The following is a 26,770-nucleotide window of genomic DNA, read 5'->3' on the forward strand; positions in this document are numbered from 1 at the left end:
GAGGTTATCTACAATCCACATCGCTGCGGTACAGCCGCGCTGGGTGCCGATGGTCCTGCTGCCGGAAAGGATTTCGTCAAGATCAAGTTCGGATCCGCCCTTGACAACAACCGCCTGATTGACAGTCCAGTACGAATTGCTGAACGCGACTTTCTCTTTGCGTTCCTCGGTAATCGTCATCCCGGAGTAGACCATATCGATCTTCTTTGCGAGGAGGGCCGGAATAATACCATCCCATGCCACCTGCTGGAATTCAACGTCAAAGCCCTCTTCCTCGGCAATCCACCGAATCGAATCGACATCAAAGCCTGTTGCCACGCCCTCGGTGTCGATCATCGAAAAAGGCGGATACGGAACGTCAATTCCCACGATATACGTGGATACTTCGGGAACGGCGGACTCCTGTCCGTCTGCGGCCTGCGTGTCCGCGCTTGTGCACCCTGCGATGCCGGCAGCAAACACTGCCATGCACAGCACCAGTACGGTGATTAATCTTCTGTCCATGACACGTTTTTGGAATGGTGAGTAAATAGTCTTTATTAAATCGATCTCTCACCCGGTAGGAATGTTTATTATTTTTGGAGCGTGAACGCACGTTTCCGGGCTGTCAAACCTGCGCGGCCGTCCCGGATCGCCCGCCCGGGCATCATGTACGATCCCGGATCACGTTGGAAGGGATCTTTGCAGGAGGGCCGGTCATGCCATGCATTCGATCCCATCCGCATTATTTCCTGATGTCGTCCAGTTCCATCAGTTCTATAACATTTTCGTATAATTTATCGCCTTCCTGATACGCATTTACCGCAGCATCCAGCCATATTTTACGATTCTCCCAGTCTTTCTCGTCATTGTACTCAGCGGCGAGAACCATCGCGCTTCCTGCCTTCGAATACCACTCAAAAAACGCGATGAATCGTGCGTGGGGAATTGCAATATCCTTGCTCACTTTCAGTTTCGTTATATTACCGATATGGCGATTTGCGGCATTTTTCATTTCAGGACCAAGATCCTCCATCCGCGCGTAATTCGTTTTGGACGTCCCCGAATACGGGTAATATCCGATGGAAGTGCGATAGTCGAACATATCACTGCTGTACGGCTGGATGCAGGCCAGAAACTCTGCATCGGGAGTCGACACCGTCACATCCTGTGATTCCTGCGTCGGATTCGGTGTCGGGGCGGATCCGGGTTTTTGAGTTGCGGGCGGGAATGTGGCTTTTGGAGCAGGCGTCGCGGTCGGTGTCGGGGTCGAAACAGGCATTTCCTGGCCGGGTAATTTCAGGGTGCCGGAGAGATAGTATTTTTTCCCGGCATTGACTGTGATATCCTGGGACCACCGGGCGTATCCTTCCTTCCTCAGCTCCAGAGAATGGCGCCCTTCCGAAACCTCGAGCGATGCAGGAGTTGTTTCCCGGAAAACATCATCAATGTAGATATCGGCCCCATCCGGCGTGGAGGTAAGTTCGAGCGTACCGGTGGCTGATCCGAGACAGCCCACGGCACAGATGAACAGGACGACAAGGCCCGGCAGACACACTTTCATCATCTGGTTCATTCGCATCCCCCGGTTTTACCGGAATCGTGCGCATGATGGCACGGTACCAGTACTCATAGTCCGAATTTCTATATAAGTGTCGGTAGCGGGAGCTAGAGAAGCACTCCCACCGCTGTGACTTTGGGAGGGACCGTCCTCACGATTCTCAGCGCTGCCATGCCGGATGGCTTGATTTCAAGCGTGAACTGCTTGTTCTGCTGCAGTCCGACCAGCGTCATGGGCGAGATGTTGATGAGGAACTGCTCGCCGGGTTCGAGAACAGAGTCTCCATCCCCGCCGTACGTATCGCGGATACTCCATTTTCCCCATGACGGGGCGGTGGAGAGAAGCGGATCATGCCGCACGAGCTCTTCCCTGCTTTGCCTGCACAGGAGCCGTATTGACACCCGCGAGAAATCCACCGGTACGCCCCCGGAAGGCACCCTGAGGGGAACATGGAGAAAGTCATAGGAGGGCGGATTATGTCCCGTCGCCGAAATGCCGTAGATATCGCCGGAGAGGACAAGAGCGCCGCTGGCCCGGACAACACCCTCCTGCACCGTTTCCCGGGTCATTTCATCTGCCAGAAATCCCGATCCGAGAATCGTATAACTGAATACCGAGGCGATGACAACGAACGCAATAAGAACGATTGCGGCTTCCAGGCCGGTAAACGCCTCCCCGGTATCGATCATCGAGTTCCGTCCGTCCTGCTTAGGTAAATTCATAATAGGCATTTGCTGAAATCTGCCCGGGCATTGTCCGGTCAAGAGAGAATCCTTGCCCGGTGCCCGGCTGCACCTGCAGCCGGAACGCATCGCCGGGAGCAATATCGGCGTCGGAAACCCTGATTCTCGCACACACAAGTTCGTATTCTCCGAGGATTGAGTCGCCGCCCTCCTCTTCGCGCCATCGCAACGTCACCCGTCCGTCACCGGGAGGGAACGTGATAATCCGGTCGCCGGTCGTGAGCGTATAGGTGACCTGATCCATATCGAACCCGGTGCCGCCGCCTGTGGTTTCGAGGTAGACTTCAAGATATTTCAGTTCGGTTCCGGTCGTGTCAGCCTGCCCGATGAGGGTTCCTCCGGATATCAGCGCTGTACCTGCCTGTCCGAGACCGGTCATGGCGGCTTCCCGGCCTTTTCCAATGGCAAAAAAACCGGATCCGAGGATTGCATAGGAAAAAACCGCCGCAACAGTGACGAAGGCGATCAGGATGATTGCCATTTCGAGCCCGGTGAATGCCTCCTCCCGTTCACGATGTCCCGGCATAATGGGGAGTCTTCCGGGAAAAATAAAACGCTTGTGATCCGGCCCGGTCGTCAGAGCGCTGTCATGGAGATCACGGCGGTGACGGCAGCAAGCACTCCGCCCGCCACAGCCTGGGGAAGGGTGTAGCGGGAAAGTGTTCCTGCAATCGTATCGCCGGTTGTCCGGAGCACCAGCCAGAAATAGGGATCGCTGATGTAGGAGAAGACGAGGGTGCCCGCAGCAATCATCAGGATGAGCGGGACGGGCGGCACTGTGGATGCCAGAGAGGTGCCGGCGACCAGTGAGGAGGTGACAACCGCCGTTACGACACGCGATCCCTGAGCGGTCTGGATCAGGGCAGCGAGGAGAAAGGGGATAATTATGGCAGGCACGTGTGTATCCAGCAGGGAAAACACCTCCGCGGCGAATCCTCCCGCACCGATGACCGCCCCGAGTGCGCCCGCTCCACAGAGATCAAAGATGATAATCCCTGCATGCCGGGTCCCTTTTTCCATGACTTCTCCCCGGACACTCTCGGGAACGATGACGAGTGCGATTGCGGCACCCGTAAGGAGTGCAATGTGGATATTTCCGAGAGGATGGAGTGCGGGCAGTGCGCTGCCGGCGATGATCATGGCGACCGGAACGACGACGGGAGCCCATGCCTTCCATCGCGGCGTGTCCGGAACGGACGGTGCCTGCTCCGGCGCTTTTCCCCCTTTCCCCAGGAAGAAGATACCTCCTGCAAGGAAAAGAAGTGAAACGGGGATTGCCATCGCCATATACGGCTCAACCGCACTGCCGGTTTCGAGAGCGGTGACAATGGTATAGGCGACGGGAAGCGGAAAGAGCAGCACGAATGAGACGACACTGCCGAATGCGGTGATATACAGGAGCCGGCGGACCGATGCCGGATCCTGCTCCAGGTGCCCGATGACCGGGGCGAGCACGATAAAGGGGGTGATGCAGCACATAAGCGGGATCGCGAGAAGATATCCCGCGACTCCTGCGGTGATCGCCGGCCGGTGCACCGTGCGCTCGAGATCGCCGACGATTCGCGTGAGATATCCGCCGTGGCGCAGCGCCCGGGCGATCAGAGAGCCGCAGAATATCGGGATTCCAAGGAGGGCAAATATTTTTCCCGCCCCCGACGTGATCAGCGGAATCATCTCCCCCCCCATACCGGTGGACACGCCAAACAGTATGGCGGCGGCGATAAGGGTGAGAAAAGGGGAGAGCCTGTAGCGGGCTGTCAGCACGGTGACGAGCAGGAGAACAAGGGCGAACGCACACAGAGGATCCATATCTGCCTCCCGCACTCTTCAGGGATCCCGGTCCCTGTCCTTCATTTCCGCAAGCCGTTCATGCGCAACGGCGCGATACTCCGCGTCGATTTCAAAACCGATAAACCTCACGCCAAGGCGGGTTGCGGCAACCGCCGTGCTGCCGATGCCCATGAAGGGATCGAGCACCACGGTGGTCTCTTCACAGCCGTGCAGGCGGATGCACATCTCGGGCAGTCGGTCGGGAAAGGTGGTCGGATGGGGGCGGGATGTTCTGATCGTCGTGTAGGGGATGAACCAGACGTTTCCCCGGTCACGCAGATCGCGGGTTGCGTGCTTCCACCGCCCGATATTTGTCTTGTCCTGATACCGGACGCCGACAGCCAGTTTATCGAGAGCGACGCGACCGGATTTTGTGAAGTGGAAAACATGCTCATGGCACTGGCTTAAGTACCGGTCGCTGTTGACGGGCTGATAGTGGCCTACTGCGATATCGTCCCGGATTGCGTCGTAATTCCCGGCGTCCGCCTTTTCAATGGCGATCGATTTGACCCAGTGGATGACATTCTGCAGCACGTACCGATGCCTGAACTTTTGCACGACATCGAAGGGTATCCACGGATCACTCGGCTTTCCGCCGACATTCAGGAAAAACGATCCATCGTCTTTCAGGACACGGCATGCTTCGCCCGCGACCGTCTCCATCCAGTCGAGATAGGCATCGCGGGGCATCTGGTCGTTGTGTGACCGGTAGTTTTTACCGATATTATACGGCGGGGACGTAACGATGATATCGACGGACTGCTCCTCCATACGGCGCATTCCTTCCACGCAATCGCAGGTATGAATGGTGCCGAGGGCGGGAATACCGGATCCCCCGTCCCCCACTCCGATCTTCTCCCCGTATCCGCTCGCCGGTGTCACAATACACTATCGTTGGTCTCTGTCCTAATGAGTATTGGCGTGTCTTCCCGCCCGCCTCCCCGCAGGGAGGGGCGCGAAGGTTTTTTGGCGTGGGTGGGTATCATCCTGTATGCTCACGCCTGCCGAGATCCGGGATGCCGCCACCGCCATTGCCGGCCGCGTCATCCGGACACCTGTCGTCTATTCACCCACATTCAGCGCCATGACGGGTGCACGGGTGTATCTGAAGCTTGAAAACCTCCAGAAAGGGGGCTCCTTTAAGGTGCGGGGCGCAACTTTCATGATTCACACGCTGAAGGGGCGGATCGGGCCACGCGGCGTAATCGCGGCATCGGCAGGAAACCATGCGCAGGGGGTGGCAATCGCCGCACGGGATGCAGGGATTTCCGCCACGATTGTGATGCCCGAGTGGGTTTCGATATCAAAAGAAGCTGCAACGCGCTGTTACGGCGCGGATGTCATTCTGTACGGTCATTCTCTTGACGAGAGCATCGGGCACGCACGGGAGCGGGAGTCGGCGGGATATACGTTCATCCATCCCTTCGACGAGGCTGCGGTCATTGCCGGTCAGGGGACGGTCGGACTTGAAATCTGCGAAGACCTCCCTGATACTGACATGATCATCGTGCCGGTCGGAGGCGGAGGGCTCATCGCCGGCATCGCGACGGCTGCAAAAGCGCACAACCGGGAAATCCGCGTCATCGGTGCCGAAGCGCTGTCCTGTCCGTCGTATTCGGAGGCGAAAAAACAGGGGAGGCCTGTCCGGGTACCGGTCTCGCCGTCGATTGCGGACGGAATCATGGTCAATCCCGTAGGAGATCTGCCCTTCTCTGTCATGCAGGCGCTGGTGGACGATGTCGTGCTCGTCGACGAACCGGACATTATTCGTGCGGTGAACCTCGTGCTCGAACGGAAAAAAGTCCTCGCCGAAGGGGCTGGTGTCGTGGGCCTTGCAGCACTTCTCGCCGGGCTGGTGCCGGTCACCCCCGGCAGTACGGTCGTCGTGGTAATCAGCGGTGGTAATATCGACAGCCCGCTTCTTGACCGCATCCTGCGCCACGGGCTTCTCGCTTCCGATCGAATTCTGCATCTCTCGGTTACAATCGACGACGAAGCCGGAACCCTGGCCCGGCTGCTCGCCCTTATCGCAGGGGAGCGGGCTAATATCCTGCATATCCGTCATACCCGTTCGGACCGAAGCCTCCCGCTGCGGACCGTTCGGATGGAGATCGAGCTTGAAACCCGTGGTGCCGCTCACAACGAGGCAATTGTCGAAGCAGTCCGCCACGGCGGATACGATGTGGGGCCGGCATCGTAGGATATCAGATGCGGATAAGCTCGTAACTGCGGGTTCCGAGGCCGATGGTTTCGGCATAGGAAAGCTGGAGCTCTCCGTTCGTATGCGGCCAGACATCCGTGAACGTGTCGCTGCACGGACCGCCGTTCCCCGCTTTATAACATCCTGCCTCTAGATTCACAAGGTCCAATGACGCAGTATCGATTGCGACAGGATCACAGGACGCAAGTACGCCGATATCGGGAACGATCGGGGGATCACTCCACGGGGCACAGTCACAGTGCGGGGTGATATTGACCGCGAAATTGATAAATCCGGTTTTTTCCCGTTTCCCGGCAATCGCACCGAGCGCGTATTCGACCATGCGCTCGGTAAACGGCGTGATCCCCTGCTCCCAGTCGAACACCATCGCTTCCTCGGGGCATGAATCGACGCACTGGCCGCACGATACGCACCGTTCCTGCGTGATCCGGGCAGGCTCTGCCTCACTGACGGCCACGGCGTTTTCGGGACAGACGGCGGAGCAGGTTCCGCAGCCCGTACACAGGTCCGCGAGCACAACCGGCTGGAGCACCGAGTGCTGTTCGTGCTTGCCCGCACGCGTGGCGCATCCCATGCCGAGATTCTTGATCGCGCCGCCGAAGCCGGCGACGATGTGGCCTTTGAAATGCGATACTACAATCATCGCGTCAGCTTCCACGATGTCGCCCGCGATTATGACCCGGTCAAAGTGCCTCCCCCGTATCCGCACGTCCCGGGCGTTTCCTCCGGAGATTCCGTCAGCGATAAGGATGGATGCGCCGGCAACCGCATACGCAAATCCGTGGGCGATTGCCGTTTCGATATGATCCGGAGCGTTCCGCCGCCCCCCCGAATACAGGGTGTTCGTATCGGTGAGAAACGGCCGTCCGCCGGCAGCACGGACCGCGTTAACGATGCTCCGGACGTGTACGGGACTGGTATAGGTGTCACAGCCCCTTTCGCCGAAGTGGACCTTGACAGCCACAAGATCCCCCTCCTCAATAATCGATCCGCATCCTGACCCGGCGAAGAGCCGGTCGAGCATCGAGACGGTGCTCTCCCCGGCTGTTCGGTGCTTGAAATCGGCAAAATAGACGTTGCTTGTCATACTGCGCCTCTCTGTTCAGGTGATGGGAGCGAATCACGATATAGCTTCCCTGTCGCCGGCAACACTCATATACCGGGCGGATATATTCCTCTTGCATGCGTGGAATGGTCGGGCTGCTTTTTCTCGTGCTCCTGGCAGCCGCGGCCGGCTGTGCAGGTGACCCGCGTACTTCCCCTGCGGGGGATACGGAGTCGGTGATCACCGTCACCTCGGCGGCATTTGCGGACGGAGGCTTGATCCCTTCGGAGTACACCTGCGACGGGGAGAATCTCTCCCCTCCGCTGGCATTCGGGGGTGTTCCGGACGGAGCCGTGTCCCTTGTCCTGATTGCCGATGATCCCGACGCCCCGTTCGGGACGTACACCCACTGGATCCTGTATGCCGTCCCACCCGGTACCCGGGTACTTCCTGCCGGAATCGGCGTGTCTGCGGACCTCCCGGACGGGAGCATGCAGGGGAAAAACGCCGCCGGAGTTTTCGGGTACAGCGGCCCGTGCCCCCCGCCCGGAAATCCGCACCGGTATTTCTTCCGCATCTATGCGCTGGACATCGTGCCCGCAATCCCGGGAACCGCTGACCGCCCGGCCGTTCTCGCCGCCATGGAGGGCCATGTCCTTGCGGCAGGGGAACTCATGGGGCGGTACGGCCGCTCCTGATCGGGAACGCCGATACGAGTCGGATACCAAAATGCACCTCCGGCGTCATGGTGCACCTTCGAGCCGGATTGATCGTACATTCCTTGGGATTATCATTAATGATTATCCGTCATAGAAATCCATTTATAATTTCAGAATAAAATACTGTATTACGTTTAATAGTATCGGTCTGACGACGGCATCCGGATCTCTCACAATCCCTTGGAGCGCTTTTCAATGAACAACACCGTTATCCTCCTCTTTATTATCCTGCTGACATCCCTCTTAGCGTCTGGTGCGGCAGCGTTCGGCCCGGAAGATGTGACAATCGCATCAGATCATGAATGGCTTGTGGCAGGGAGCGACACAGCGACGATCTCCGCTGAAATTAACGCTTCTGTCCCTGTTACGCAGGTCGAATTTATCTGCGTCCAGCAATCCGTATACGGGGATGTCGATGTGTCATATGATTTCAACGAGCCATTCCAGACCACATTTTCCACGGAAAAAAGCGGCACCGCCGACATCATGGTCCGCGTATGGTATGACGAAGGCGAGGGCTCACAGGTCATCGAAAAGATCTATTCCCAGAATATCGATCATGCTCTGCCCTATATGTTTTCCCGGATTGATGTCCCCAATGAGGTCACCGTTGCCACGGAGACTCCCATCACCGTTGCCCTTCGCGATATCTATGGAAACGCCGTCGACAACCGGAACCTGGAGGAAACCGTTACATTCGACTGTTATTATCCCGGCGCGGGATTTTGGGACGGGGCGGAGTATGTTTCAAGGATAACACGTGAGTTCGGGGCTGACGGCAATACCACGGTCCTGTTCCTTCCCGGTTCGCAGGCCGGCAGCAACATCATTCTCATCGATACCGTTCCCTCTGTCGCTGACCGGTGGCTTGCGATTCGGGGGGTGGGCGAGGCGATACCGTCGGCGATGAGTGTGGACGTGATTCCGGCGTCCCTGAGCGCCTATGCCGACGGGAGCGACTACTTTGTGCTTACGTATACCGCGAGTGATCAGTTTGGGAATCCGTCGCCGAACAGCCCGGTTGAGGTTACGACCTCATTAGGTGAAAGAAAAACCCTTCTTTCCAACCGGTTCGGTCAGGCGACGATACAATACGGTCCGAAAACGACCATCGGCACCGTTGAAATCACCGCACGATCGACGCTCAATGCATCGGTCATGACGATCACCGATGTCACGTTCACGAGCGAAGAGGGGATATCGTTCGATCTTTCCGTGAATCCGACGACTCTCGCAAGCCTTGACGTCAAGCCGTTCGTGCATGCCGAGGTGCGGGTACGTGTTGTCGATCTTCTCGGGCGGGGTGTTGCAGGAGAAACCGTGGATTTCTCGATAAACGAGGCGAGTATATGGAACAGTACTTTATTAAACGAGACACCGGTACTGAGCGAATCCATCATATCTCCGTCCTGGCAGGATTCGGTGACACTGGTGACCGGAATCGACGGGTACGCCATTGCTTATTTCAGGCCCGGTGGATTCCCTGTTTCCGGGGAACCCGGATATGATCCGTTTTCACGCGGAAACTGCACCGTAACCGTCGGATGGAACGGTCTGACATCTGAAACCTGTCAGATTGAATGGAGGAATTACCCGTACCTCCGGCTCGAAACGACTGTTTCGAATTCAACGATACGCGTGGGAGAAACCTTTAACGTAACAATCAAGGCAATCGGTGACGGCCACGAGCTCAATTTCCGGTACCCCATCGATGCCGTGCTCACCACCGCACGAAGCGCCACGATGTTTTGCGAGAACGATGACCGCATGGTGGAGGCTTTTCGTGCACAGGAGGCCTTTATCGATGTGCTGGAGGCCAGTGACGCACAGGGCGGAACGGATCGGATAGGGCTCGTGAGTTTTGCCGAAGCCGGGACGCCCGATCTCCTCGATGCAAACGCGTATCTCCCGAGCGCGAAAAAGCTTCCGGGTGCCGACACCACCGAGAGTGACAATGCCGCATATATCGCGGCGAATTACAATACGACACCCCGCACCTATACCTCCGACACCACCGTCGATGTGCCGATCACGAGCGGAATGAGTCTTGCCGCGATCACATCGGCGGCGTATGACACGCAGCCGTGGTCGGTGACGGATACAAAATCCTCACCCCTGAGAAACGGGCTGTACACAGCCATCAGGGAGATCATCGACAACCCCCGGAGCAACTCCGTCAGGGCGGTCGTCGTTCTGCTCGATTCGTCCTTCAAATGGTACGGTGATCCCCTCGCGAAGATGGTGAACCAGGCAGTCCTGCCTGCAGGAACCTTTGTTACCCAGGGAACTGGACAGGTAGGCGGCCCGTGGTATGTCTACCCGGACCTGCCCTTTGATGCGGGAAATTATGATTCGGCAACGTCTCTCCAGAATATGTCGTATTATGCTCTGTCAAACGACATCAGGATCTACATTGTCACGGTGGGATCCACGCAGACCGAATGGAACAACCAGCCCGAACTGGATGCGATGGAGGAGATTGCCACCTCCACCGGCGGTCTGCATTATCACGCGGAGTCTGCTGCCGAACTGAAGGATAAATTCGAGGATGTTGCGCAGGCTCTTGTCCGGTATGCGGGTGTGGACACGACCATGAATCTTGATTTCGTGTCATTCGGCGACCCGCAGGATGCGATCACCTGGTCTGTTGCGGATCTGCTGGAATACCGGCCCGTGACGTCTATCGATTACTACAACTGGACAATACACCCGGATACGCCTGTGTTCCATCATGCGGGGTATCCGCAGTCTGTCGACCAGACAAATGACTGGCTGGGCATCGCTCCGCCGGTAACGAACCTCCCTGCGGCAAACCTGTACTTCACCCTCGGAAACATCAGTGTCAAAGAGACCTGGAAAACGACATTTGGCATGAAGGTGAACGATACGGTTGACGAGACGCTGAATTTCAGCCTTTTTGGTCCGAATACGGCGGTGTCGTTTGAGAATAAGGATGGGGAGATCACGTCCCTTCCCCTTCCGGAACTCTATATCACAATCGTTCCCCCTCTCAATGCGACGGCTCTCGTCAACTCCACCCTTGTCCTCGGGAATCTGGCGCTGACCGATCTCTCGACGCAGGTGGCGACATTTGGCTGGAATATGACATACAGCGGAAACATGACGGTCAGCCAGGATGTCCAGTACATGACGCCGTACGGCGTCTGGAAAACAATCGATACGCTGCCGGTCCGTAACAGCGGGAGCTGGGCGGAAGAAGTACACTTCTGGTACGAGGATCTGCCCCCGACGCAGTATGTCATCAGGGTGACTGCGGATTCCGGTGATGCGGGAACCGCAACTCGTGATCTGATCTTCACGATTGCACCGCAAAACGACCGGGCGTACATCAGGATTGAATAATCCCGCCCGGAAGTACGGGGAAGCCGGCGGGAACCCGGATCCCCTTTTTCCGCACCATGCGGGCACCGGTACCGGCAGGCATCTCTTATATCTCCGGCAGCCATCATGTATACGATGAACGCCGGGAGCAGCCCTGTCCGCCGCCGTGACATCGTGACACCCATCGGCGTATACACCATTTCGCTTCACCGGGAAGACCTCTCCGCCCTCTATCCGGGGATGATCCGGTATACCCTCTCGCTGTCGGAAGGGGAGCGGACGGTCGCCGTCTTCAGGACCAACAGTTATGAATATACGCCCGGAATGCCCATCGATGTCGAAATGGCGGCAATAAGGGCTGCAGATGGGTGGGAAGACGGATTGCGGACCGATCCGTACCGTTTTATCGGCCGGCTCGAGCGCCCGGGTCGCCCTGTCTGTGTTCCTGACGTCTCCGCCGCCGACGTGCTCATTATTCAGGGGAGTCCGCGTCCCGACGGAAACAGCAGTATTCTTGCCGGATGGGCGAAAGAGGCCGCCCTTGAGTGCGGCCGGACCGTGTCCGTTATATTTCCGGATGCGCTCGAGATTCATCCCTGCATCGGCTGCTACCAGTGCTATAACACCGGGACCTGCACCTTTGATGACGACATGACCGGGGTGCTGAACGCCATCAGGGATGCCGAGTGCATCGTGCTCTGCACGCCGGTGTATACCACGACGGTGCCTGCGGGGCTCAAGGCCCTGATTGACCGCTGCCAGGCCTTTCATGCCGATCTGGCGCTGTTCAGCGGACGCACCGGGTCAAAGACACGGGGCTGTCTCCTCGCCGTCGCCGGACGGAAGGGCCGGGAAAATTTCACCGGCACACAGGAGGTCGCCCGCGCCTTTTTCGGAAACCTCAAAATCTCGCTCTCGGGCGAGATTCTCGTCGGCGGTATGGATGAAATTCAGGATGTCCGCCGGATCCAGGGACTCGCGGAACGGGTGCAGGAAGCAGTACGGGGAATTATCATCCCGGATCGCCCGGCACGGTTCCCCAAGGATTATCACGACGAAGACGGACCCGTTCAGGTACCTGATGATCGATGACGTACGTTCACGGCTTTTCGGATAACGAGGCATCGCGGCTTCGGCCCGCGGTATCAACTCTCTCTCCCCTGTCTCCAGCTTCCTGATCCGTTCATCGCTGCCTGAATGGTGTCGTCCCGTTCCTCCCGTACCATGCACCGTGTTTCCGCCACGCGGTGAAATTTATATATAGAAACAGATTCCTTGTTGATTCGGTGAGGAATGATGGTACATGGTAAATTTGAAGTCTTTGTTGACCGGGCAGGCGCCTTCCGGTTCCATCTCAAGGCGCCGAACGGTTTGATCATCGCGCAGAGTCAGGGATATTCGACCAAAGCAGCCTGCATGAAGGGTATAGAGAGCATCAGGACAAATGCTCCGCAGGCAGAGATTGTCGAGCTGTCCGCTGCCCCCGAGTAATCACACCGCCCCTTTTTTTTCCCGGCCCGGGTTGCTGAGCTGCAGAAGGCACCCGGATACCGGACCGGTGTACGAGGCGCAATCAGGCAAGGGAATTTATCCTTGGGCGTGCATTCGATAACCGTCCATGCCATTTTCCCATCGCCTCGCATGCGACATTCCCGTCTCTCTCACCCGGCACGTCGACGTGATCGGGGACGTGGCGGTTGTGGCGCTTCCGCCCGGGACAGAAAAGTACGGCGAGAGCGTCGTCGCCGCGATACGTGCCCGGCGGCCGCATATCCATACGGTACTTGCGAAAATCTCTCGTGTGACGGGAGAACGGCGTATTGCCCGGTATGAGGTGCTCGCGGGAGGGGATACCCGGACCATCCACCGCGAATACGGGTTCATGTACCGCCTCGATGTCGGATCCGTGTTTTTCACTCCCCGTCTCGCATCGGAGCGGCAGCGCGTGACGTCCCAGGTGGTGCCGGGCGAGCGCGTGCTCGTGCCTTTTGCAGGCGCCGGACCGTTCGTGATCCCCGCTGCCTTCAGGGGTGCGGATGTTGTTGCGATAGAGAAAAATGCCGATGCATGCCGTTATCTCAGGGAAAATACAAGGCTGAACGGAGTGGAAGGCGCCGTTTCAGTCCTCCGGGCCGATGTCCGTGACTGTATCGCGATCCTCGGGAAGAATCCGCCGTTCGATCGCGCCATTGTCCCCACCCCCTACGGCTGGGATGAGAGTCCCGTGTCGATTGCTCCCCTGATAAGGGCAGAAGGGATGCTGCATTTCTACACGTTTGCTCCCCGGCGGGATGTGGCTTCGGCCTGCGAAAATCTCTGCCGTGCCGGTTTTTCGGTGGTATCGTGCCGGCGGTGTGGTCATGTTGCGCCGGGAGTGAGCAGGTGGGTGTTTGATCTCTCGGTCCCGCCCCTCTCCCGGTTATCGTCAGGAAGGGCAGAGGTTATCAGCCCTGTTCACCGACCATACATGCAGGAATCCGTATGAATCGTATCCTCTCACTCCTGCTTCTCGTGGGTATCGCCACAGCCGTCTGCACCGGCTGCGTGGGTGATCCGGACCGCCCCGGAGGCCCGGTGCAGGATCGCGACAGGGTGTCACAGACACTTGAACACAGCGGGATATGCGTTCCCCCGGGGAATGACGGTGGAGATGATGCCTCCTGCGGGGCGATCCCTGACAGTTTCTCCCCGCGCTCCTCACTCCTTTCATACCACCGTTCCTTCTGAATGTGATGGTATTAGGGAAGGGGGCGTACCTCAGGCAGGTCACCGCGGGCATGAAGATGGCATCGGTGGAGGTGGGAAAAGAGCTTGACGGCAGCTCCCCTCCGTCGGTTTTCATCGGGAGCTGGGACTACCCGAACGTCTTTGCCGGTCCGATGGTTGTCCCGGTTCACGGGGACACGAGCATCATGGATACGCCGGAGTCATGGATTCCCGCCAACACCACACAGGAGGAGATCATCGGATACCGCCTGAACCTGGTGCGGGGAAAACGACGCGTTTGCGTGACCAATGTCGAAAGCAGCTTCGTGGAAAAACTGCAGGAGATATCCCTCTCCGAGACATCGCTCCGGAGCGAAGTCGATTTTAAAAGTTCGCCTTCCGGAGCATCGTTTTCCGGAGAACACACACCTTACGGCCCGAGTGCCCCCATGGAGCGTTTTGACATTGAGGGCGGGTCATGGAACCGTGATCTGGAGAAGGTCTATTATGACACCGATCTCACGGCATCCGAGGCGATTGTCAATCTCCACCGAAAGGACGTCCCCTTTTCCGTGATGCAGAAAGCCCTTTCAACCGGGTCGATGGGCACGGGCCGGGCGCGGCGGCTCGTTCCCACACGGTGGTCCATTACCGCGTGCGACACGACGATCGGAAACGCTCTCCTGCAGAAGGTTGCTGCAAACCCGATCATCGATACCGTCCGGGTCCATGAATTCGACAGCCTCCATAACCATTATGCCGTGCTCCTCCTCCCCACCGGGTGGCAGTACGAGTGGATGGAAGCGTTCCTCAAAATTATCGGGAACGAAGAGCTGATCTTTGCAGACCACGAGGGGCACCGGGGGAAGCACGAATACTCACGGGTGGGCGGGTGCTACTACTCGTGCAGGATGGCGGTGCTCGAGGCGCTCCATCGGGAGGGAATACAGGCGGGAGCCATCATTCTCAGGGAGGCATACCGGGGCTATGTACCGCTGGGCGTCTTCAACGTCCGGGAGAATGTGCGGCATGCACTCCTCGGGGCTCCGCGGGAGTTCGAGGACGTCAAATCGGCCCTCTCGGATATCAGGACCCGGCTCGACCTCCCCCTTGCACGGTTTATCGAGGAGAGCACGCTTCTTTGCGATGTAATGCGGGGCGGGCAGATGCGGCTCAGCAACTTCATGCGGGCACCGTGACGGGCCCGGAGTGCCCGGGAGAACCCTGCTGTCACGGGCGGGGCTCCCGGGCGTTGCCCGGTGCGGCCGGAGGTGGGAATGCCGGGAAAGGAATATGCATCAGCCGGGCTCCTTTTCGTTTAAACTTCAAGAATATTCGTAGTCTTCCATGATTATAAATAACTATACGCGCTATTCAGAGGTATGAGTAAACGTTACCTCATACCACTCGTCCTTATCTGTTGCATCCTGGCGGCGGGATGCCTCTCCGGTAATGAATTGAGCGGTGAAACACACGGTTCGAGGGCCATCTTTGACAGCGATGACGTTGCCGTTCAGGAAAAAGGTGCATATCAGGGAATGAGTGCCCCGGCTCCTGCGGCGGCTTCTGTCCCGGCAACTGCCGCCGACGGCAGCTTTGACCAGAAACTGATACAAACGGGCTCAATAAGCCTCGAAGTCGGGAACGTTGCTGATTCCATGGCAACCCTCAAAAGCATTGCAGAAGGCCGGGGCGGGTATCTTTCGTCCTCGAATCTCTACCGGGGATCGTCGGATCGCCTTTCGGCAACCGTAACGGTCCGGGTCCCCGGTTCGGCATTCGACGGCACGCTTTCGGAGATCCGGACACTCGGAAAGATTCTTTCGGAGTCGATGAATTCGCAGGACGTGACGGAAGAGTACATCGACCTCACCGCCCAGAAGGAAGCGAAACAGCATCAGCTCGATCAGTACAACAGGATTATCGAAAAGGCTGAGAAAGTCGAGGATGTCCTGAAAGTCCAGGTGGAGATCGAGCGCGTACAGGTCGACCTGGACCGGCTCGAGGGAAGGCTCAGGTATCTTGATAACCGGGTGGATCTCGCCACCATTTCGGTGAACCTGCAGGAACCGGCTCCCATCGGGGGAGATGCGGGCCACAGTTTCATAAAGGTAATTAATCAGGGAATCGAGGGTTTCCTCTTCATGGTCGACGCGCTCATTATTCTCTTCTTCAGCGTTCTCCCGCTGATCATTCTCGGGCTCCTCGGGTTCGGGATATACCGGTGGAGGAAGCAGGGGAAGGCCGCGATCATTCCTCAGGAAAAAACAGCTGAAGCAGCACAACCTGAAGAAGAAAATAAATAATCCTTCTTTTCGGAGTGTTCATTTGCTCCGGCTGCGAATACGAATTCCTTCTGTTTATGACCTGCCGGGGGAATTTTTGAAATGATTATCCGGTGAGATGAGGGTATCACGATAATCCCCCGCCGGACCCGCTGAAAGAACGGGAAAACATCAATATTCCCTGCCCCGAAACGCACTGTCATGGACCCGCTGCCGAGCGCCCGAAAAACCTTCACGTCATTTGGGCGTGTACTCCCCATCATCATCGGCGTGCTGCTGCTGATCAGTCTGGTGAATGCCACGATTCCCGCTGAAACATACGCCGGGCTTTTTACCGGCAATCTCCTCATCGATCCCGTGCTCGGAGCGGCATTCGGCAGCATCGCCGCCGGGAATCCCATCACGAGCTACATTATTGGCGGAGAGCTCATAGCCGCCCATATCAGCCTGACGGCGGTGACGGCGTTCATTCTCGCCTGGGTGACAGTAGGAATGATCTCCCTCCCTGCGGAGATGGATCTTCTCGGGAAACGGTTCGCCGTTACCAGAAATCTGCTCTCATTTTTCTTTTCCATCCTGATCGCACTGCTCGTGGAAGTCACGCTGAACACATTCGGGGTGTCGCTGTGAAGAAGGAACAGAAGAATTCCGGTTCGAGCTACTATTTCTTCGCCACTGTCATCGCCGTCTACGTGATTGCCGGACTCCTTAAACCCTCTGCGGTGTTCAGGGCGCTTGGGATTTTCACCGACATCCTGCTCCGTATCGCCCCTGTGCTGGTTCTGGTCTTTTTCCTCCTGTTTCTCACCGATCTCCTGATCAGTCCGAAGAAGATGATGAAATACATCGGGCGGGATTCGGGCGCTACCGGGTGGCTGGTGGCGATCGTCGGAGGGATCATCTCTTCGGGCCCCATTTATGTCTGGTACCCGTTTCTTGCCGATCTCCGTGCGAAGGGGATGCGACCGGCGCTGGCCGCGACCTTTCTCTACACCCGGGCGGTCAAGGTGCCCCTTCTCCCCCTGATGGTCTATTATTTCGGCGTCACTTTTACTACGGTGCTCACGGTCTATATGGTTCTCTTTGCTCTGGTAAACGGCTACTGTACCGAATGGCTGATGGAAAATCCGCCCGGGTGATGATCTCGGGGACCACCCGTGACATGATACGGTCTCTCCGTTTTTTAACGGGTTGAAAAGCAACTTTGCAGGAAAAATGATATTCCGGTTATAAACGCTATTTTATTGCAAATAGAGCTTCCATTCGCGTGCGCCGGCATCATCCGGCTGCTTTTCAAGCGGTTTGCTGAGATTGTCCGTCAGCGGACCGTTCCTGCCCTGGCCCATGATCTGGCCTTTGTTGATGTGGTACCAGGAATGAAATCCGTAGATGTAGTAATCGTTGCGCTTCTGCTCTTCGGCCTGTCGGACCGCCCCACGGATCTGTCTCTGCTCGGATTCGGGGTGGTCGTGAACGAGATATTCCAACACTGACTCACTCATTTTCCATACCTTTTGCAGTCTTGCTGGCATGCCCCGAATTATGGCAATACAAACATAAAAATATGTGCATATTATTAACTATCGATTACTATGACGGTGGCGGGGGATGCGGGTGCTGCTATTCTGAAGGCCTTAAAATTCAGACCGGGAGGGATGACTGTCACCGAGATCGCCAGGAAGATGAGGTTTAACCGGAATTCGACCGCAAAGCACCTCGAGATACTCCGGGCGGCGGGGAAGGTCGATACCCGGCAGGTTGGAACGGCAAAGGTTTATTCGCTCGCACAGCGCGTCCCCCTCTCGGCATTTCTCTGCTTTACAAGAAATATGATCCTGATCCTGGATCTGGACCTGATTGTCGTTCAGGCGAACGACCAGTACCTCGCCTTCGCCGGGTTGACGAAGCAGGAGCTGATCGGCCAGAATATCCGGGAGGGAACGCTTCCGATCATATCCACTCCCGAGGCCCTCACCATCATCGAGTCAACTCAAAAAGAGCAGGTCGTTTCCGGTATCAGCATTCAGAGGGGGAGGGAGGAATTGTATTACAGGATGGAGGTGATCCCGACAATCTTCGATAGCGGGGAGTCGGGACTGACGATTGTGCTTCAGGATTTCACCGAAAAAAAGCGCCACCTGAAGAATATGGAGTTTTTGGCGCGGACCGCCATGGAGCTCGTGGACCTTCCCCCGGAGACGGATATTTTCCGGTATATCGCCGAGCGTGTCGCGGACCTCCTGCCGGAAAGGCCGCGGTGCTGGGTGCAGTCGTTCGACGAGGTGAAGGGGGGGTTTTTCATGCGGGCTATTGCCGGCCAGGCATTCCGCGAGGAAGCCGCACAGCTGGCGGGGGGGCATGACCTTGTCGGGATGGCGTTTCCCCTTTATAAGTACTTCTCACGTGCGCCGTTTTTCTTAAATCCCTCGACCATGAAAACCATGCGGGAGTTTCGCCAGCGCCCTTTCTTCGAGGATGAGGAGGTATCATTCTACACTATCTGCATGCAGCAGTTCCCACAGGAAGTCTGTGATACGTTTCTGCAGACCTGCACCATCGCAAAGATCTACCTCACCGGTCTTGTCTGGCAGGAGCAGCTCTTTGGGGTGGTCGGGATCGGCCTCGGGCCCGACGAGGTGCTCGAGAACCGGCAGGCGATCGAGTCGTTCCTCAGGCAGGCCTCGATTGCGGTCTCCCGCAGGATGACCGAGGAGCGGTTATCACGGAGCGAGCGGCGGTTCGAAGAACTGGTCACCCTCGCCGATCAGCCTGCCGCGGTAATCGATCGGGACGGCCGGATCACGCTTCTCAATCCACGGTTCTCGGAGATGTTCGGCTATACGCGCGAGGATATACCTACCGGGGAGGAGTGGTTTTTAAGGGCGTTCCCGGACCCGGAGTACCGCAGGGAGGCGGTTTCTGCATGGGAACCGAATCTCCGGGGTACAGCGGTGCCTGCGCCGAAGGCGTTTGTGGTGCGATGCGGGAACGGGGAGGAGAAGAATGTCGTCTTCCGGTCCATTCTCCTCTCCGACGGAACGCGGGTCATTACCTGCATGGAGAAGGCCGGCGGGCGATAAGGGAGCCTGCGGTCAGCACGATGGCTGTTCCTGCCGGAATCTGATAGTATGACATGTTCGGTACTCCGTAAAAAACCGCCGCGCGATGTCACGTACCTCCTCCCGTCCGCCAATCAGCGAGGCCCGGAAAAACCGGTCCGATAGGACTGTCGGGGCTCTCTCTCCTCCGGAACAGTATCGTCCAAGCCGCCCGGGACAGCGGTGGCACCGCAAGCCGATCCCGATTCCGCTTTCCGTGACAGAGAACCAGTGGGTACGGCGATGGTGGCCTGTTCATTTCTTATATAATAATATGCACGGCATATCATGATTGCACATTAATATGGCAATATTATTATGCAAATTCTAAAATAAAAAGCAGGGTACTCTCTTTTTGGTCACAGTTCACCCGGCCCGGAGCCCTGTGACCCGGAGGGAAAAATGCAAAAATATGGCATCACCGGCGCCGCCGGCAAGGTAAACTATCTTGTCAGGAAGGCGCAGGAAAAGGCGGTTGCAGGAGATCATAAGACGGCGGTCGAGTACCTCGAAAAGGTAATCGACACGGCACCGCAGCACGCCGAAGCATACGCACTGATGGGAGATTGCTACGGGTGCATCGGCGAGCACGAACAGGCGATCGCATACTACGATCAGGCACTCCACATTGATCCTTTCCATGCGGATGCATGGTTCAATAAGGGAACGAGCCTGAGAATGGTGGGGAGAGAGGAAGAGGCAGCACAGTGCATCGAAAAATCAATCGAACTCTATCGCGGGAAATAAGGCGGCATTCAGCCGCCGAACTCCCATTTTCGATAAAAAACCTATCGTGCGAGGTCAGCACGGCTCTTTACAAATCGGCCTTAAAAATCTCTGAAATAAAAAGGATTGAGTAATTAGTGTTTTTAAGCCTCAGCCGTGATTTGAACACGGGACCTGCTGATTACAAGTCAGCCGCTCTGCCAACTAAGCCACTGAGGCGCACTATACATGTTATTCTCCTCCCTACAAAAAGATGGCGCCTTCCGGGCCTGTCGGGGGAGGGAGAAGGGATTTTCTCACCGCTCCACGCCCTCCGGCAGGCATTCCCCGAACACCCTGTCCCAGACAACCTGCCCTTTATAGAAGATTCTCCGGATGCGATGGTAGGGTATCGCGGTGGTACCGCCGGGCGCGAGGGGTGTTGAAATTTCGATGTAATCGCGGTCGAGATGGGCGATGTCGCCCCCGGAAACACCCGACTCATCTCCCGGTGCTCCGCGGTCGACGTACCTGACCTCGACCTCCGCGAAGCTGTAGGCAGGATCATGGAAGAGGCGGAGGAGGAGTTTATGGCTCGTGCGCATCGGTGTTATCTCCTTCGGGGAGGGCAGGTGCCGCCGGACCCGCGAGGCGGTGCGGTGACGGGGCAGCCATCCTGCGGATCCGCATGCCCGGGCCATCACCGAGAGAGGTGTCCGGATGGATGAATAATTACTCTTAAGAGCGCTCCCATCTATATATCAGATACGAAAAAAGCGGCATGCCCGACGCTCTCCCTTTCCGGTCCCGTGAACTGCCATGATTTCCGTCATTATCCCGACGATGAACGAAGAGGAGCATATCGGCTACTGTCTCTCCTCGCTCACTTCCCAGACCCTTCCCCGCGAACGATACCAGATTATCGTGGTCGACGGCAACTCGACCGACCGGACCCGTGAGATCGCGGAGGGAACCGCCGATCGTGTCGTTTTCCAGAAGCGGCCCGGGATCGGAGGGGCACGCCGGGACGGGGTGGACGCGGCCTCGGGCAGCCTTCTGGTCTTCACGGACGCCGACACGCTACATCGCCCCGAATGGCTTGAAACGATCGAGGAAAACATTGGCATCTGCCGCTATGACGTCTGTACCGGTCCGATTCTCTTTTACGAAAAAACTCTTCGCTCCGAGCTGCTCGCACTCTGGCGGAAGCAGTACAACCTGTTCCATCTCTTCAATTTCTACTGGCTGATAGGATCGAACATGGCGATGACCCGGGACGTCTACGATAAAATCGACGGGCACCGCGACATCTCCATTCTGGAGGATTTTGACCTTTCGGTGCGGATGTTTAAGGAAGGCGACATCAGGTGCCGGTATGATCCCCGGCAGGAGGTCTACACCTCGGCGCGCCGGATCACGAACCTCTTCACGTATCTCCTCATCTACATGTACGGGCACTATCACTACCACTTCACGCATGACTACGTGCGGCTGCTGAAATACCCCCGTTTCGATGATATGGATCTCCGGGTGATGCTCGAATTTTCCAAAATCAAGGAAGTCAACCGGAAATTCAGTGAAATTCACACGAAATTTATCAACCGCCTTGAAAGGCCGGATGTAGGAAAGGAAGGCAAATGACAGGATCGGGAATGAATGCCCTCTCGGGCGGAGGATTGAACCATGGCACAGCTCACCGTTGACATCGGCGGCAGCCCCGGAACAGACTGCCGGGGTTTCTGCAAATACTGCTATTTTAAACGCGTAAAGGGCACCGTTTCCCTCGGGTGCCGGTACTGTCTTCCGTTTTCGAAAGGATGCGAGTACTGCACGCGGGGTGTGAAGGAGGAGTATGCGGGATTCCGTAGTCTTCGGGCCGTTGCCGACGACGTGCTCGCGAACCTGCAGATGCTCGGCGATATCGACAGGATCACGATCAGCGGCGGCGGCGACCCGAGCTGCTACCCGGATTTCCGGGATCTCATCGAAATCCTCGGGAGCATGGAGATCCCCCTCCATATCGGCTATACGAGCGGCAAAGGATTCGACGATCCCGGGATTGCAGAGTTTATGGTCGAGAACGGGCTTCGCGAGGTCTCCTACACGATCTTTTCGGCGAATCCCGAACTCCGGCGTGCCTGGATGCACGACCCGACTCCCGAAGCTTCCCTCGACGTGCTCGAACGCCTCTGCGGCGCGATCGACGTTTACGCCGCTGCTGTTGTCATACCCGGTGTCAACGACGGCGAAGACCTTGTCCGGACCTGCCAATGGCTCGAAGAGCGCGGGGCAAAGGGCCTGATTCTCATGCGGTTTGCGAACGAACCGCAGCAGGGGCTTATTCTGGGCAACGCGCCGCTTGTCGAAGGGCAGCCCGTGCAGTCCGTGGAATCGTTTAAGGACCTGGTCACCCGGTTAAACGAGTCGTTTTCCATGAAGATCAGCGGCACGCCGCTCTGGGACCCGGAGATAGGCTCGCCGTTTGCGCTCCTCCATGAACCCGACCTCCTGAAAAAGCTCCCCAAAGTCACGGGCCGGGCGTCTGTTGTCACCGGTTCGGTGGCGGCGCCCTCCCTCCAGCGGATCCTGCAGATACGGGGGTATGAGGGCAGGGTGACAAGGACGGAGAAGGAGATTGCCTGCCTCATCACCATCGACGACCTCATGGCGCTGAACCCTGAAAATCTTGAAGAGACGGTCATCATCCCGGGCCGCTGTTTCGTGCACGACCGGGAAGCGGAGGAGGTGCTCTCGCAGGACGGCGTGCGGCGGCAGGTTATCCGCGGCCCGGAGACGCTCACCGCCGATGCGGAAACCTCCATGGGTATGACCCGCACCGGTGTGCTCACGATGGAGATGGAAGGCTTTGCCGACCTGATCCGCCTCATCAACCAGTACGGCAGGTAGTAGTTTTCCGTCAGGATTTGTTTCCTGACCCCCGCATCCTGATCTGCGGCCGTGTGCAGAGCGGATCGTCGCATTTGATATCGACCGCAAACTCTTCGTCCGTCATGCCTCTGTCGAATTCCGCCCGGACCGATTCACCGGCCCGGGCATCGATATACCGCAGAAGGAGTGCCGCGAGAGCATCGGCCGGCTCCTCGCCCGCCAGCAGGCACGCCTCGAGAAAGGCACGGTACAGGTCGGTTCCGACCGCGATTTCCAGACCTGACAGGTTTTCTGTCAATGGTTCTCCCCCCGAATATCCCTGCGGGTGATTGGCCGGTGCAGGGATAATTATTGCCATGGTCCCGGTCCCCGGCCTTTCAGTCAATAACAGGCGATGCTTCAGGATTGAACGGATTTGTCCGGACCGCGAGCGAGAAGAGGTACGGGTAGGTGTCCTGAAGGTGCCGCATGTACTGCAGCCACTGGGGAATGAGCATGAGATAGGCACGCTTTGCATCGACGAGCAGGTGTGCCATGTCGGCTTCCGGAAGCGAGTCCAGCCTGTCCCCCCGGTGGCCGAGCTCCTCGGATAAATGAAACATCGCCCGCAAGAGATCGGTGAAGGCTTCCTGCTCGAACAGGACCGGATTTTCGAGCAGCCGCAGGAGAAAGTCACGCTGCTCTTCGAGGCAGGTCCGCATCCCGACAAGGTCGGCCGGCGACATGACGGGGCCGGAGTCATAGCGGGCGAGGCGGGATGCGGCATGGTTGTACTCCTTCTTCGTCCATGCGGCCGTCACGAGAAGGGCGTCCCGGATCCCGTCTATCCCCTGGTCACGCCCGGCCCAGTCCCGCAGGCAGGGTGTTCCCACCATGCTGAAGAAGACGCCCACCACCATGTTGATCTTTCTGAGCCTGGCCTGCTTCTCGCGCGACGAGAGGTACATCTCGAGACCGTTTGCGACAACGCCCACAAACGTCCCGACACCGGCCACGATAAGGAGAACGGCGAGGAGCTTGCCGGCATCGGTTGCGGGCGAGATGTCGCCGTACCCGACGGTGGCGATGGTGACGATGCTGAAGTAGAAGGCGTCGACGAGCGACAGGCCTTCGAGGGCCATGAAACCGGCGACGCCTGTTACGATCACGGCGGCCAGCACGAGGATATAGATCTGCATGCGGGAGACGGCGGATGCCATGGGGAGTGTTTGGGCGGCGGGGGATGATATAGGATGGGGAAGAATGTGCCGCCGGCTTTCTGCGTTTTCGCTGCTTTCCGGGATCAGGCATCACCGGAAACCTACCGGCGGACACGATACCCATATGCCGTGAGAATGTTGATCACCTTGTCGTCCCATTCCGTACCGCTCAGCCCCTCCAGTGCCGGTTTCATCCGTTCCCAGAGCTGTCCGAGATCGTCATTATCAGCGGAGAACATTGTCTGATACATCACACGTCCGGCCCGTTTCCCCTGGGAGTCAAGAATGAGGAGGCGCCAGCAGCAGTACTCGCGGCAGATGGAGGGGCGTGTCAGGTGGACCATGCACCATCCCTTTCCTGCGGTATCGAATCTCAGGAACCGGCATGCATCCGGCAGGCCCTCGAGGCTGCTTTTGTCCTCAAAGAGGGCGATCTTGTCCGGATCGACCCGCACGGTGTCCGCATCCCCGGTATAGTGGTTGTGGATGACAAAGGTGTAGTCGCCGCAGTCTTCGATAACCCTGTGGACGTCCTGCATATGGCAGCAGCAGCTGCCGCACTGGCAGCACTTACAGGCGATGGTGATCCCTTCCCCTGGTACCGGGCGGCTGGTATACCGGCATGCTTAGTATCCGGTTGCATTCATCGCAATAATAAGATACCTGCCTGAAGATTCGTTCCGGATCCGTGCGACGATGCGAAAGCCTCAGTTCCGAATCATGTTGTACATTGTTGCACTGTTGAGAAACCGGACCGGAATATCGAATGGTTCGAGTGAGAGGTCACCGAAGGGGCGATGGAAAAATTTTCCCTTAACCGCGCCTTGCCTTGCCTAGTCTTGCCTCGCCACGAACATCGAATACTATCTTTTGATGCTATATATGTTCGATGCTCGTCGGTGTTTTCTCACTATCGCGGCAGCACCATCTCCGCCGTGCGTCTCTGGCGGCACTTCTCCCCGTTTTCGATGTAATCGTCTCGAAAAGGGACGCGCTTAAATCGCTTCTATGGTGGCCCGTAAAGGAAAGATCGCCGGCGCGCTGCTGAAGGTGGATGCGTGAAAAAATGACGGGATCTCACTGGAAATAGGTGGAAAAAGATAATAGAAATCGCAACTCAAGTTTACGGAATCCCGTCTGCTGGTCGTAAGGATTAAATATTTTAATGACAATTAGGAGCTACTGCCTTTTTAATAAAATTTATTTAACTTAATGAGCCTTAGCTAGGATTCTATTACGGTTCCGAAGCTAACCGGGGGTAATTTGGCTCAAAAAGGCGGTGGAAATCTCACGGTGGTAGAAAAATGGGAAACGGAGACAATGAAAAGAAGATAGTATCTGAGGCGGTATATGATCTAGCGTTAATCATTAACAGGATCGCAGATAAGCCGGAGGATATCCATGCGTGGATCGGTTGTGGTAACGAATTAATCCACCTTCGCCATTTTCAAGCTGCTCTGGCATGCAGTGACAGAGCGCTCGCGATCAATCCGAATGATGCATATGCATGGAAATCCCGTGGTGATGCACTTAGAATGCTTGAGCGGTGTGAGGGGGCAGTGGCGGCCTATGACAGAGTTCTCAAAATCAATCCTCGATATATAAAAGCTTGGGAAAATCGTGGCGATGCACTCAGTATGCTCGAGCAATTTGAGGCTGCGGTGGTGTCCTATGACAGATGTCTCGCGATAGCCCCGAAAAACGCTGCTCCGTGGAAAAAACGCGGTATCGCACTAAGTATGCTTGAGCAGTATGAGGACGCCATAGTATCTTTTGATAGAGCTCTCGAAAGGCACCGGCTTGATAAAGATGCATGGATCCAACGCGGTGATGCGCTTTCCAAAATCGGGAGACACGAGGATGCCGTGGCATCCTATAGAATGGTTTTCAAAATCAATGACGGATACCCGGTAGATCTCTTGGAATATCCTCATGCGTGGCTCATCCGTGGGAATGCGTTCAGTAGAGACAAGCAGTATGCAGAAGCGGTAGCGTCTTATGACAGAGCCCTTGAAATCGACCCGAAATATATTCATGCTTGGAAAAAACGCGGTGATGCGTTTTTCCATCTTGGTCAGCATGAGGAGGCAATTGCCTCCTATGATAAAGCCCTCGAAATCTACCCGAAATATATCGGATCGTGGTACTGCCGTGGCAGGGTACTACAAGATCTCAACCGACATGAAGAAGCCATAGCATCGTATGACAAAGTCATTGGAATCGATCCAGAATATCCAAATGTGTGGGATTGCCGCGCCAAGGTACTGTTCAGTCTTGGTCGATATGAAGATGTGGTGGCGTCTTGTGACAAAGCCATCGAAATCAGCCCGAAAAATTACTTTGCGTGGAAAAGGAACGGTGATGCGTGTTTCCATCTTAAGTGGTATGGGGCTGCAGTGGCGGCCTATGACAGAGCTCTCGAAATCTCACCGGATTTAACATATCTGT

The 26,770-nt window shown here is 56.9% G+C and carries 25 protein-coding genes, 1 tRNA gene and 3 pseudogenes; 16 read left to right on the forward strand and 13 right to left on the reverse strand.

The features are described from left to right. The 6 genes and pseudogenes from APR53_02295 to APR53_02320 all read right to left on the reverse strand — a co-directional run bounded on the left by APR53_02295 (position 1) and on the right by APR53_02320 (position 4,965). Positions 1–468: pseudogene (locus APR53_02295) on the reverse strand. A 256-nt stretch (positions 469–724) separates the two neighbouring features. Continuing rightward, the gene (locus APR53_02300; GenBank protein ID KQC05251.1) at positions 725–1,555 is read right to left on the reverse strand and encodes a hypothetical protein; all 831 of its coding nucleotides are present in this window, start codon (positions 1,553–1,555) and stop codon (positions 725–727) included. A 92-nt stretch (positions 1,556–1,647) separates the two neighbouring features. After that, a complete protein-coding gene (locus APR53_02305) occupies positions 1,648–2,229 on the reverse strand; it encodes a hypothetical protein (protein KQC05252.1) in 582 nt (193 codons plus the stop codon). 19 nt (positions 2,230–2,248) lie between these two features. Continuing rightward, positions 2,249–2,809, reverse strand: a complete 561-nt coding sequence (locus tag APR53_02310) for a hypothetical protein (GenBank protein ID KQC05253.1) — start codon at positions 2,807–2,809, stop codon at positions 2,249–2,251. A 50-nt stretch (positions 2,810–2,859) separates the two neighbouring features. Then, complete coding sequence (locus APR53_02315) at positions 2,860–4,107, reverse strand: hypothetical protein (GenBank protein KQC05254.1); 1,248 nt, start codon at positions 4,105–4,107, stop codon at positions 2,860–2,862. A 3-nt stretch (positions 4,108–4,110) separates the two neighbouring features. Then, positions 4,111–4,965 carry a modification methylase gene (locus APR53_02320; GenBank protein ID KQC05273.1) on the reverse strand — a complete coding sequence of 285 codons (855 nt, stop codon included), beginning with the start codon at positions 4,963–4,965 and terminating at the stop codon, positions 4,111–4,113. A gap of 139 nt (positions 4,966–5,104) precedes the next feature. On the opposite strand from APR53_02320, the gene APR53_02325 reads away from it, so the two are divergent. Beyond that, positions 5,105–6,313, forward strand: a complete 1,209-nt coding sequence (locus tag APR53_02325; protein KQC05255.1) for a threonine dehydratase — start codon at positions 5,105–5,107, stop codon at positions 6,311–6,313. A gap of 4 nt (positions 6,314–6,317) precedes the next feature. Here APR53_02325 and APR53_02330 read toward each other — a convergent pair whose 3' ends face one another. Next, positions 6,318–7,421: a 4Fe-4S ferredoxin gene (locus tag APR53_02330; protein ID KQC05256.1), complete on the reverse strand. Its 1,104-nt coding sequence runs from the start codon at positions 7,419–7,421 to the stop codon at positions 6,318–6,320. 197 nt (positions 7,422–7,618) lie between these two features. On the opposite strand from APR53_02330, the gene APR53_02335 reads away from it, so the two are divergent. The 10 genes and pseudogenes from APR53_02335 (at position 7,619) to APR53_02380 (ending at position 17,570) form a co-directional block, all read left to right on the forward strand. Next, positions 7,619–8,077: a hypothetical protein gene (locus APR53_02335; protein ID KQC05274.1), complete on the forward strand. Its 459-nt coding sequence runs from the start codon at positions 7,619–7,621 to the stop codon at positions 8,075–8,077. 216 nt (positions 8,078–8,293) lie between these two features. Further along, positions 8,294–11,461, forward strand: coding sequence for a hypothetical protein (locus APR53_02340; protein ID KQC05257.1), 3,168 nt, complete (start codon positions 8,294–8,296; stop codon positions 11,459–11,461). Positions 11,462–11,575: 114 nt separating this feature from the next. After that, a pseudogene (locus tag APR53_02345) lies at positions 11,576–12,445 on the forward strand. Positions 12,446–12,736: 291 nt separating this feature from the next. Further along, positions 12,737–12,931, forward strand: a complete 195-nt coding sequence (locus APR53_02350) for a hypothetical protein (GenBank protein KQC05258.1) — start codon at positions 12,737–12,739, stop codon at positions 12,929–12,931. Positions 12,932–13,058: 127 nt separating this feature from the next. Further along, the gene (locus APR53_02355) at positions 13,059–13,925 is read left to right on the forward strand and encodes a hypothetical protein (GenBank protein ID KQC05259.1); all 867 of its coding nucleotides are present in this window, start codon (positions 13,059–13,061) and stop codon (positions 13,923–13,925) included. Further along, positions 13,922–14,167: a hypothetical protein gene (locus APR53_02360; GenBank protein KQC05260.1), complete on the forward strand. Its 246-nt coding sequence runs from the start codon at positions 13,922–13,924 to the stop codon at positions 14,165–14,167. The genes APR53_02355 and APR53_02360 overlap by 4 nt, the downstream gene beginning before the upstream one ends. A gap of 5 nt (positions 14,168–14,172) precedes the next feature. Then, positions 14,173–15,345 (forward strand): hypothetical protein, encoded by a 1,173-nt coding sequence (locus APR53_02365; GenBank protein KQC05261.1) that lies wholly within the window; start codon positions 14,173–14,175, stop codon positions 15,343–15,345. 183 nt (positions 15,346–15,528) lie between these two features. Then, on the forward strand, positions 15,529–16,452 hold the full coding sequence (locus tag APR53_02370) for a hypothetical protein (GenBank protein KQC05262.1): 924 nt from the start codon (positions 15,529–15,531) through the stop codon (positions 16,450–16,452). A 180-nt stretch (positions 16,453–16,632) separates the two neighbouring features. Further along, a complete protein-coding gene (locus APR53_02375; GenBank protein ID KQC05263.1) occupies positions 16,633–17,061 on the forward strand; it encodes a hypothetical protein in 429 nt (142 codons plus the stop codon). After that, a complete protein-coding gene (locus APR53_02380) occupies positions 17,058–17,570 on the forward strand; it encodes a hypothetical protein (protein KQC05264.1) in 513 nt (170 codons plus the stop codon). Before APR53_02375 ends, APR53_02380 begins: the two co-directional genes overlap by 4 nt. Positions 17,571–17,672: 102 nt before the next feature. On the opposite strand, the gene APR53_02385 is transcribed toward APR53_02380, so the two are convergent. Continuing rightward, entirely contained in the window at positions 17,673–17,918 is a 246-nt protein-coding gene (locus tag APR53_02385) for a hypothetical protein (protein ID KQC05265.1), read from the reverse strand. Between the two features lie 105 nt (positions 17,919–18,023). On the opposite strand from APR53_02385, the gene APR53_02390 reads away from it, so the two are divergent. Together APR53_02390 and APR53_02395 are read left to right on the forward strand one after the other, a co-directional pair. Further along, on the forward strand, positions 18,024–19,511 hold the full coding sequence (locus APR53_02390; protein KQC05266.1) for a histidine kinase: 1,488 nt from the start codon (positions 18,024–18,026) through the stop codon (positions 19,509–19,511). 420 nt (positions 19,512–19,931) lie between these two features. Further along, on the forward strand, positions 19,932–20,276 hold the full coding sequence (locus tag APR53_02395) for a hypothetical protein (GenBank protein ID KQC05267.1): 345 nt from the start codon (positions 19,932–19,934) through the stop codon (positions 20,274–20,276). A 125-nt stretch (positions 20,277–20,401) separates the two neighbouring features. On the opposite strand, the gene APR53_02400 is transcribed toward APR53_02395, so the two are convergent. After that, positions 20,402–20,474, reverse strand: a tRNA-Thr gene (locus APR53_02400). 77 nt (positions 20,475–20,551) lie between these two features. Then, positions 20,552–20,839: a hypothetical protein gene (locus tag APR53_02405; protein ID KQC05275.1), complete on the reverse strand. Its 288-nt coding sequence runs from the start codon at positions 20,837–20,839 to the stop codon at positions 20,552–20,554. A gap of 214 nt (positions 20,840–21,053) precedes the next feature. On the opposite strand from APR53_02405, the gene APR53_02410 reads away from it, so the two are divergent. Continuing rightward, complete coding sequence (locus APR53_02410; protein KQC05268.1) at positions 21,054–21,875, forward strand: hypothetical protein; 822 nt, start codon at positions 21,054–21,056, stop codon at positions 21,873–21,875. Positions 21,876–21,917: 42 nt separating this feature from the next. Continuing rightward, the gene (locus tag APR53_02415) at positions 21,918–23,141 is read left to right on the forward strand and encodes a methanogenesis-associated radical SAM protein (GenBank protein KQC05269.1); all 1,224 of its coding nucleotides are present in this window, start codon (positions 21,918–21,920) and stop codon (positions 23,139–23,141) included. A 10-nt stretch (positions 23,142–23,151) separates the two neighbouring features. Here APR53_02415 and APR53_02420 read toward each other — a convergent pair whose 3' ends face one another. The 3 genes from APR53_02420 to APR53_02430 form a co-directional block, all read right to left on the reverse strand. Further along, on the reverse strand, positions 23,152–23,481 hold the full coding sequence (locus tag APR53_02420) for a hypothetical protein (protein KQC05270.1): 330 nt from the start codon (positions 23,479–23,481) through the stop codon (positions 23,152–23,154). A gap of 19 nt (positions 23,482–23,500) precedes the next feature. Further along, on the reverse strand, positions 23,501–24,322 hold the full coding sequence (locus APR53_02425; GenBank protein ID KQC05271.1) for an ion transporter: 822 nt from the start codon (positions 24,320–24,322) through the stop codon (positions 23,501–23,503). A 101-nt stretch (positions 24,323–24,423) separates the two neighbouring features. Next, a complete protein-coding gene (locus APR53_02430) occupies positions 24,424–24,861 on the reverse strand; it encodes a hypothetical protein (protein ID KQC05272.1) in 438 nt (145 codons plus the stop codon). A gap of 765 nt (positions 24,862–25,626) precedes the next feature. On the opposite strand from APR53_02430, the pseudogene APR53_02435 reads away from it, so the two are divergent. Next, positions 25,627–26,770: pseudogene (locus APR53_02435) on the forward strand.

The organism is Methanoculleus sp. SDB, assembly GCA_001412355.1.
Classification (GTDB): Archaea; Halobacteriota; Methanomicrobia; order Methanomicrobiales; family Methanomicrobiaceae; genus LKUD01.

Excerpts from the sequence above, each read along its gene's own strand:
- APR53_02300 (KQC05251.1), bottom strand. The coding sequence starts at position 1,555 with ATGAACCAGATGATGAAAGTGTGTCTGCCGGGCCTTGTCGTCCTGTTC.
- APR53_02305 (KQC05252.1), bottom strand. The coding sequence starts at position 2,229 with ATGATCGATACCGGGGAGGCGTTTACCGGCCTGGAAGCCGCAATCGTT.
- APR53_02310 (KQC05253.1), bottom strand. The coding sequence starts at position 2,809 with ATGCCGGGACATCGTGAACGGGAGGAGGCATTCACCGGGCTCGAAATG.
- APR53_02325 (KQC05255.1), top strand. The coding sequence starts at position 5,105 with ATGCTCACGCCTGCCGAGATCCGGGATGCCGCCACCGCCATTGCCGGC.
- APR53_02330 (KQC05256.1), bottom strand. The coding sequence starts at position 7,421 with ATGACAAGCAACGTCTATTTTGCCGATTTCAAGCACCGAACAGCCGGG.
- APR53_02340 (KQC05257.1), top strand. The coding sequence starts at position 8,294 with ATGAACAACACCGTTATCCTCCTCTTTATTATCCTGCTGACATCCCTC.
- APR53_02350 (KQC05258.1), top strand. The coding sequence starts at position 12,737 with ATGGTACATGGTAAATTTGAAGTCTTTGTTGACCGGGCAGGCGCCTTC.
- APR53_02355 (KQC05259.1), top strand. The coding sequence starts at position 13,059 with ATGCCATTTTCCCATCGCCTCGCATGCGACATTCCCGTCTCTCTCACC.
- APR53_02360 (KQC05260.1), top strand. The coding sequence starts at position 13,922 with ATGAATCGTATCCTCTCACTCCTGCTTCTCGTGGGTATCGCCACAGCC.
- APR53_02365 (KQC05261.1), top strand. The coding sequence starts at position 14,173 with ATGGTATTAGGGAAGGGGGCGTACCTCAGGCAGGTCACCGCGGGCATG.
- APR53_02370 (KQC05262.1), top strand. The coding sequence starts at position 15,529 with ATGAGTAAACGTTACCTCATACCACTCGTCCTTATCTGTTGCATCCTG.
- APR53_02375 (KQC05263.1), top strand. The coding sequence starts at position 16,633 with ATGGACCCGCTGCCGAGCGCCCGAAAAACCTTCACGTCATTTGGGCGT.
- APR53_02390 (KQC05266.1), top strand. The coding sequence starts at position 18,024 with ATGACGGTGGCGGGGGATGCGGGTGCTGCTATTCTGAAGGCCTTAAAA.
- APR53_02395 (KQC05267.1), top strand. The coding sequence starts at position 19,932 with ATGCAAAAATATGGCATCACCGGCGCCGCCGGCAAGGTAAACTATCTT.
- APR53_02405 (KQC05275.1), bottom strand. The coding sequence starts at position 20,839 with ATGCGCACGAGCCATAAACTCCTCCTCCGCCTCTTCCATGATCCTGCC.
- APR53_02410 (KQC05268.1), top strand. The coding sequence starts at position 21,054 with ATGATTTCCGTCATTATCCCGACGATGAACGAAGAGGAGCATATCGGC.
- APR53_02415 (KQC05269.1), top strand. The coding sequence starts at position 21,918 with ATGGCACAGCTCACCGTTGACATCGGCGGCAGCCCCGGAACAGACTGC.
- APR53_02420 (KQC05270.1), bottom strand. The coding sequence starts at position 23,481 with ATGGCAATAATTATCCCTGCACCGGCCAATCACCCGCAGGGATATTCG.
- APR53_02425 (KQC05271.1), bottom strand. The coding sequence starts at position 24,322 with ATGGCATCCGCCGTCTCCCGCATGCAGATCTATATCCTCGTGCTGGCC.
- APR53_02430 (KQC05272.1), bottom strand. The coding sequence starts at position 24,861 with ATGCAGGACGTCCACAGGGTTATCGAAGACTGCGGCGACTACACCTTT.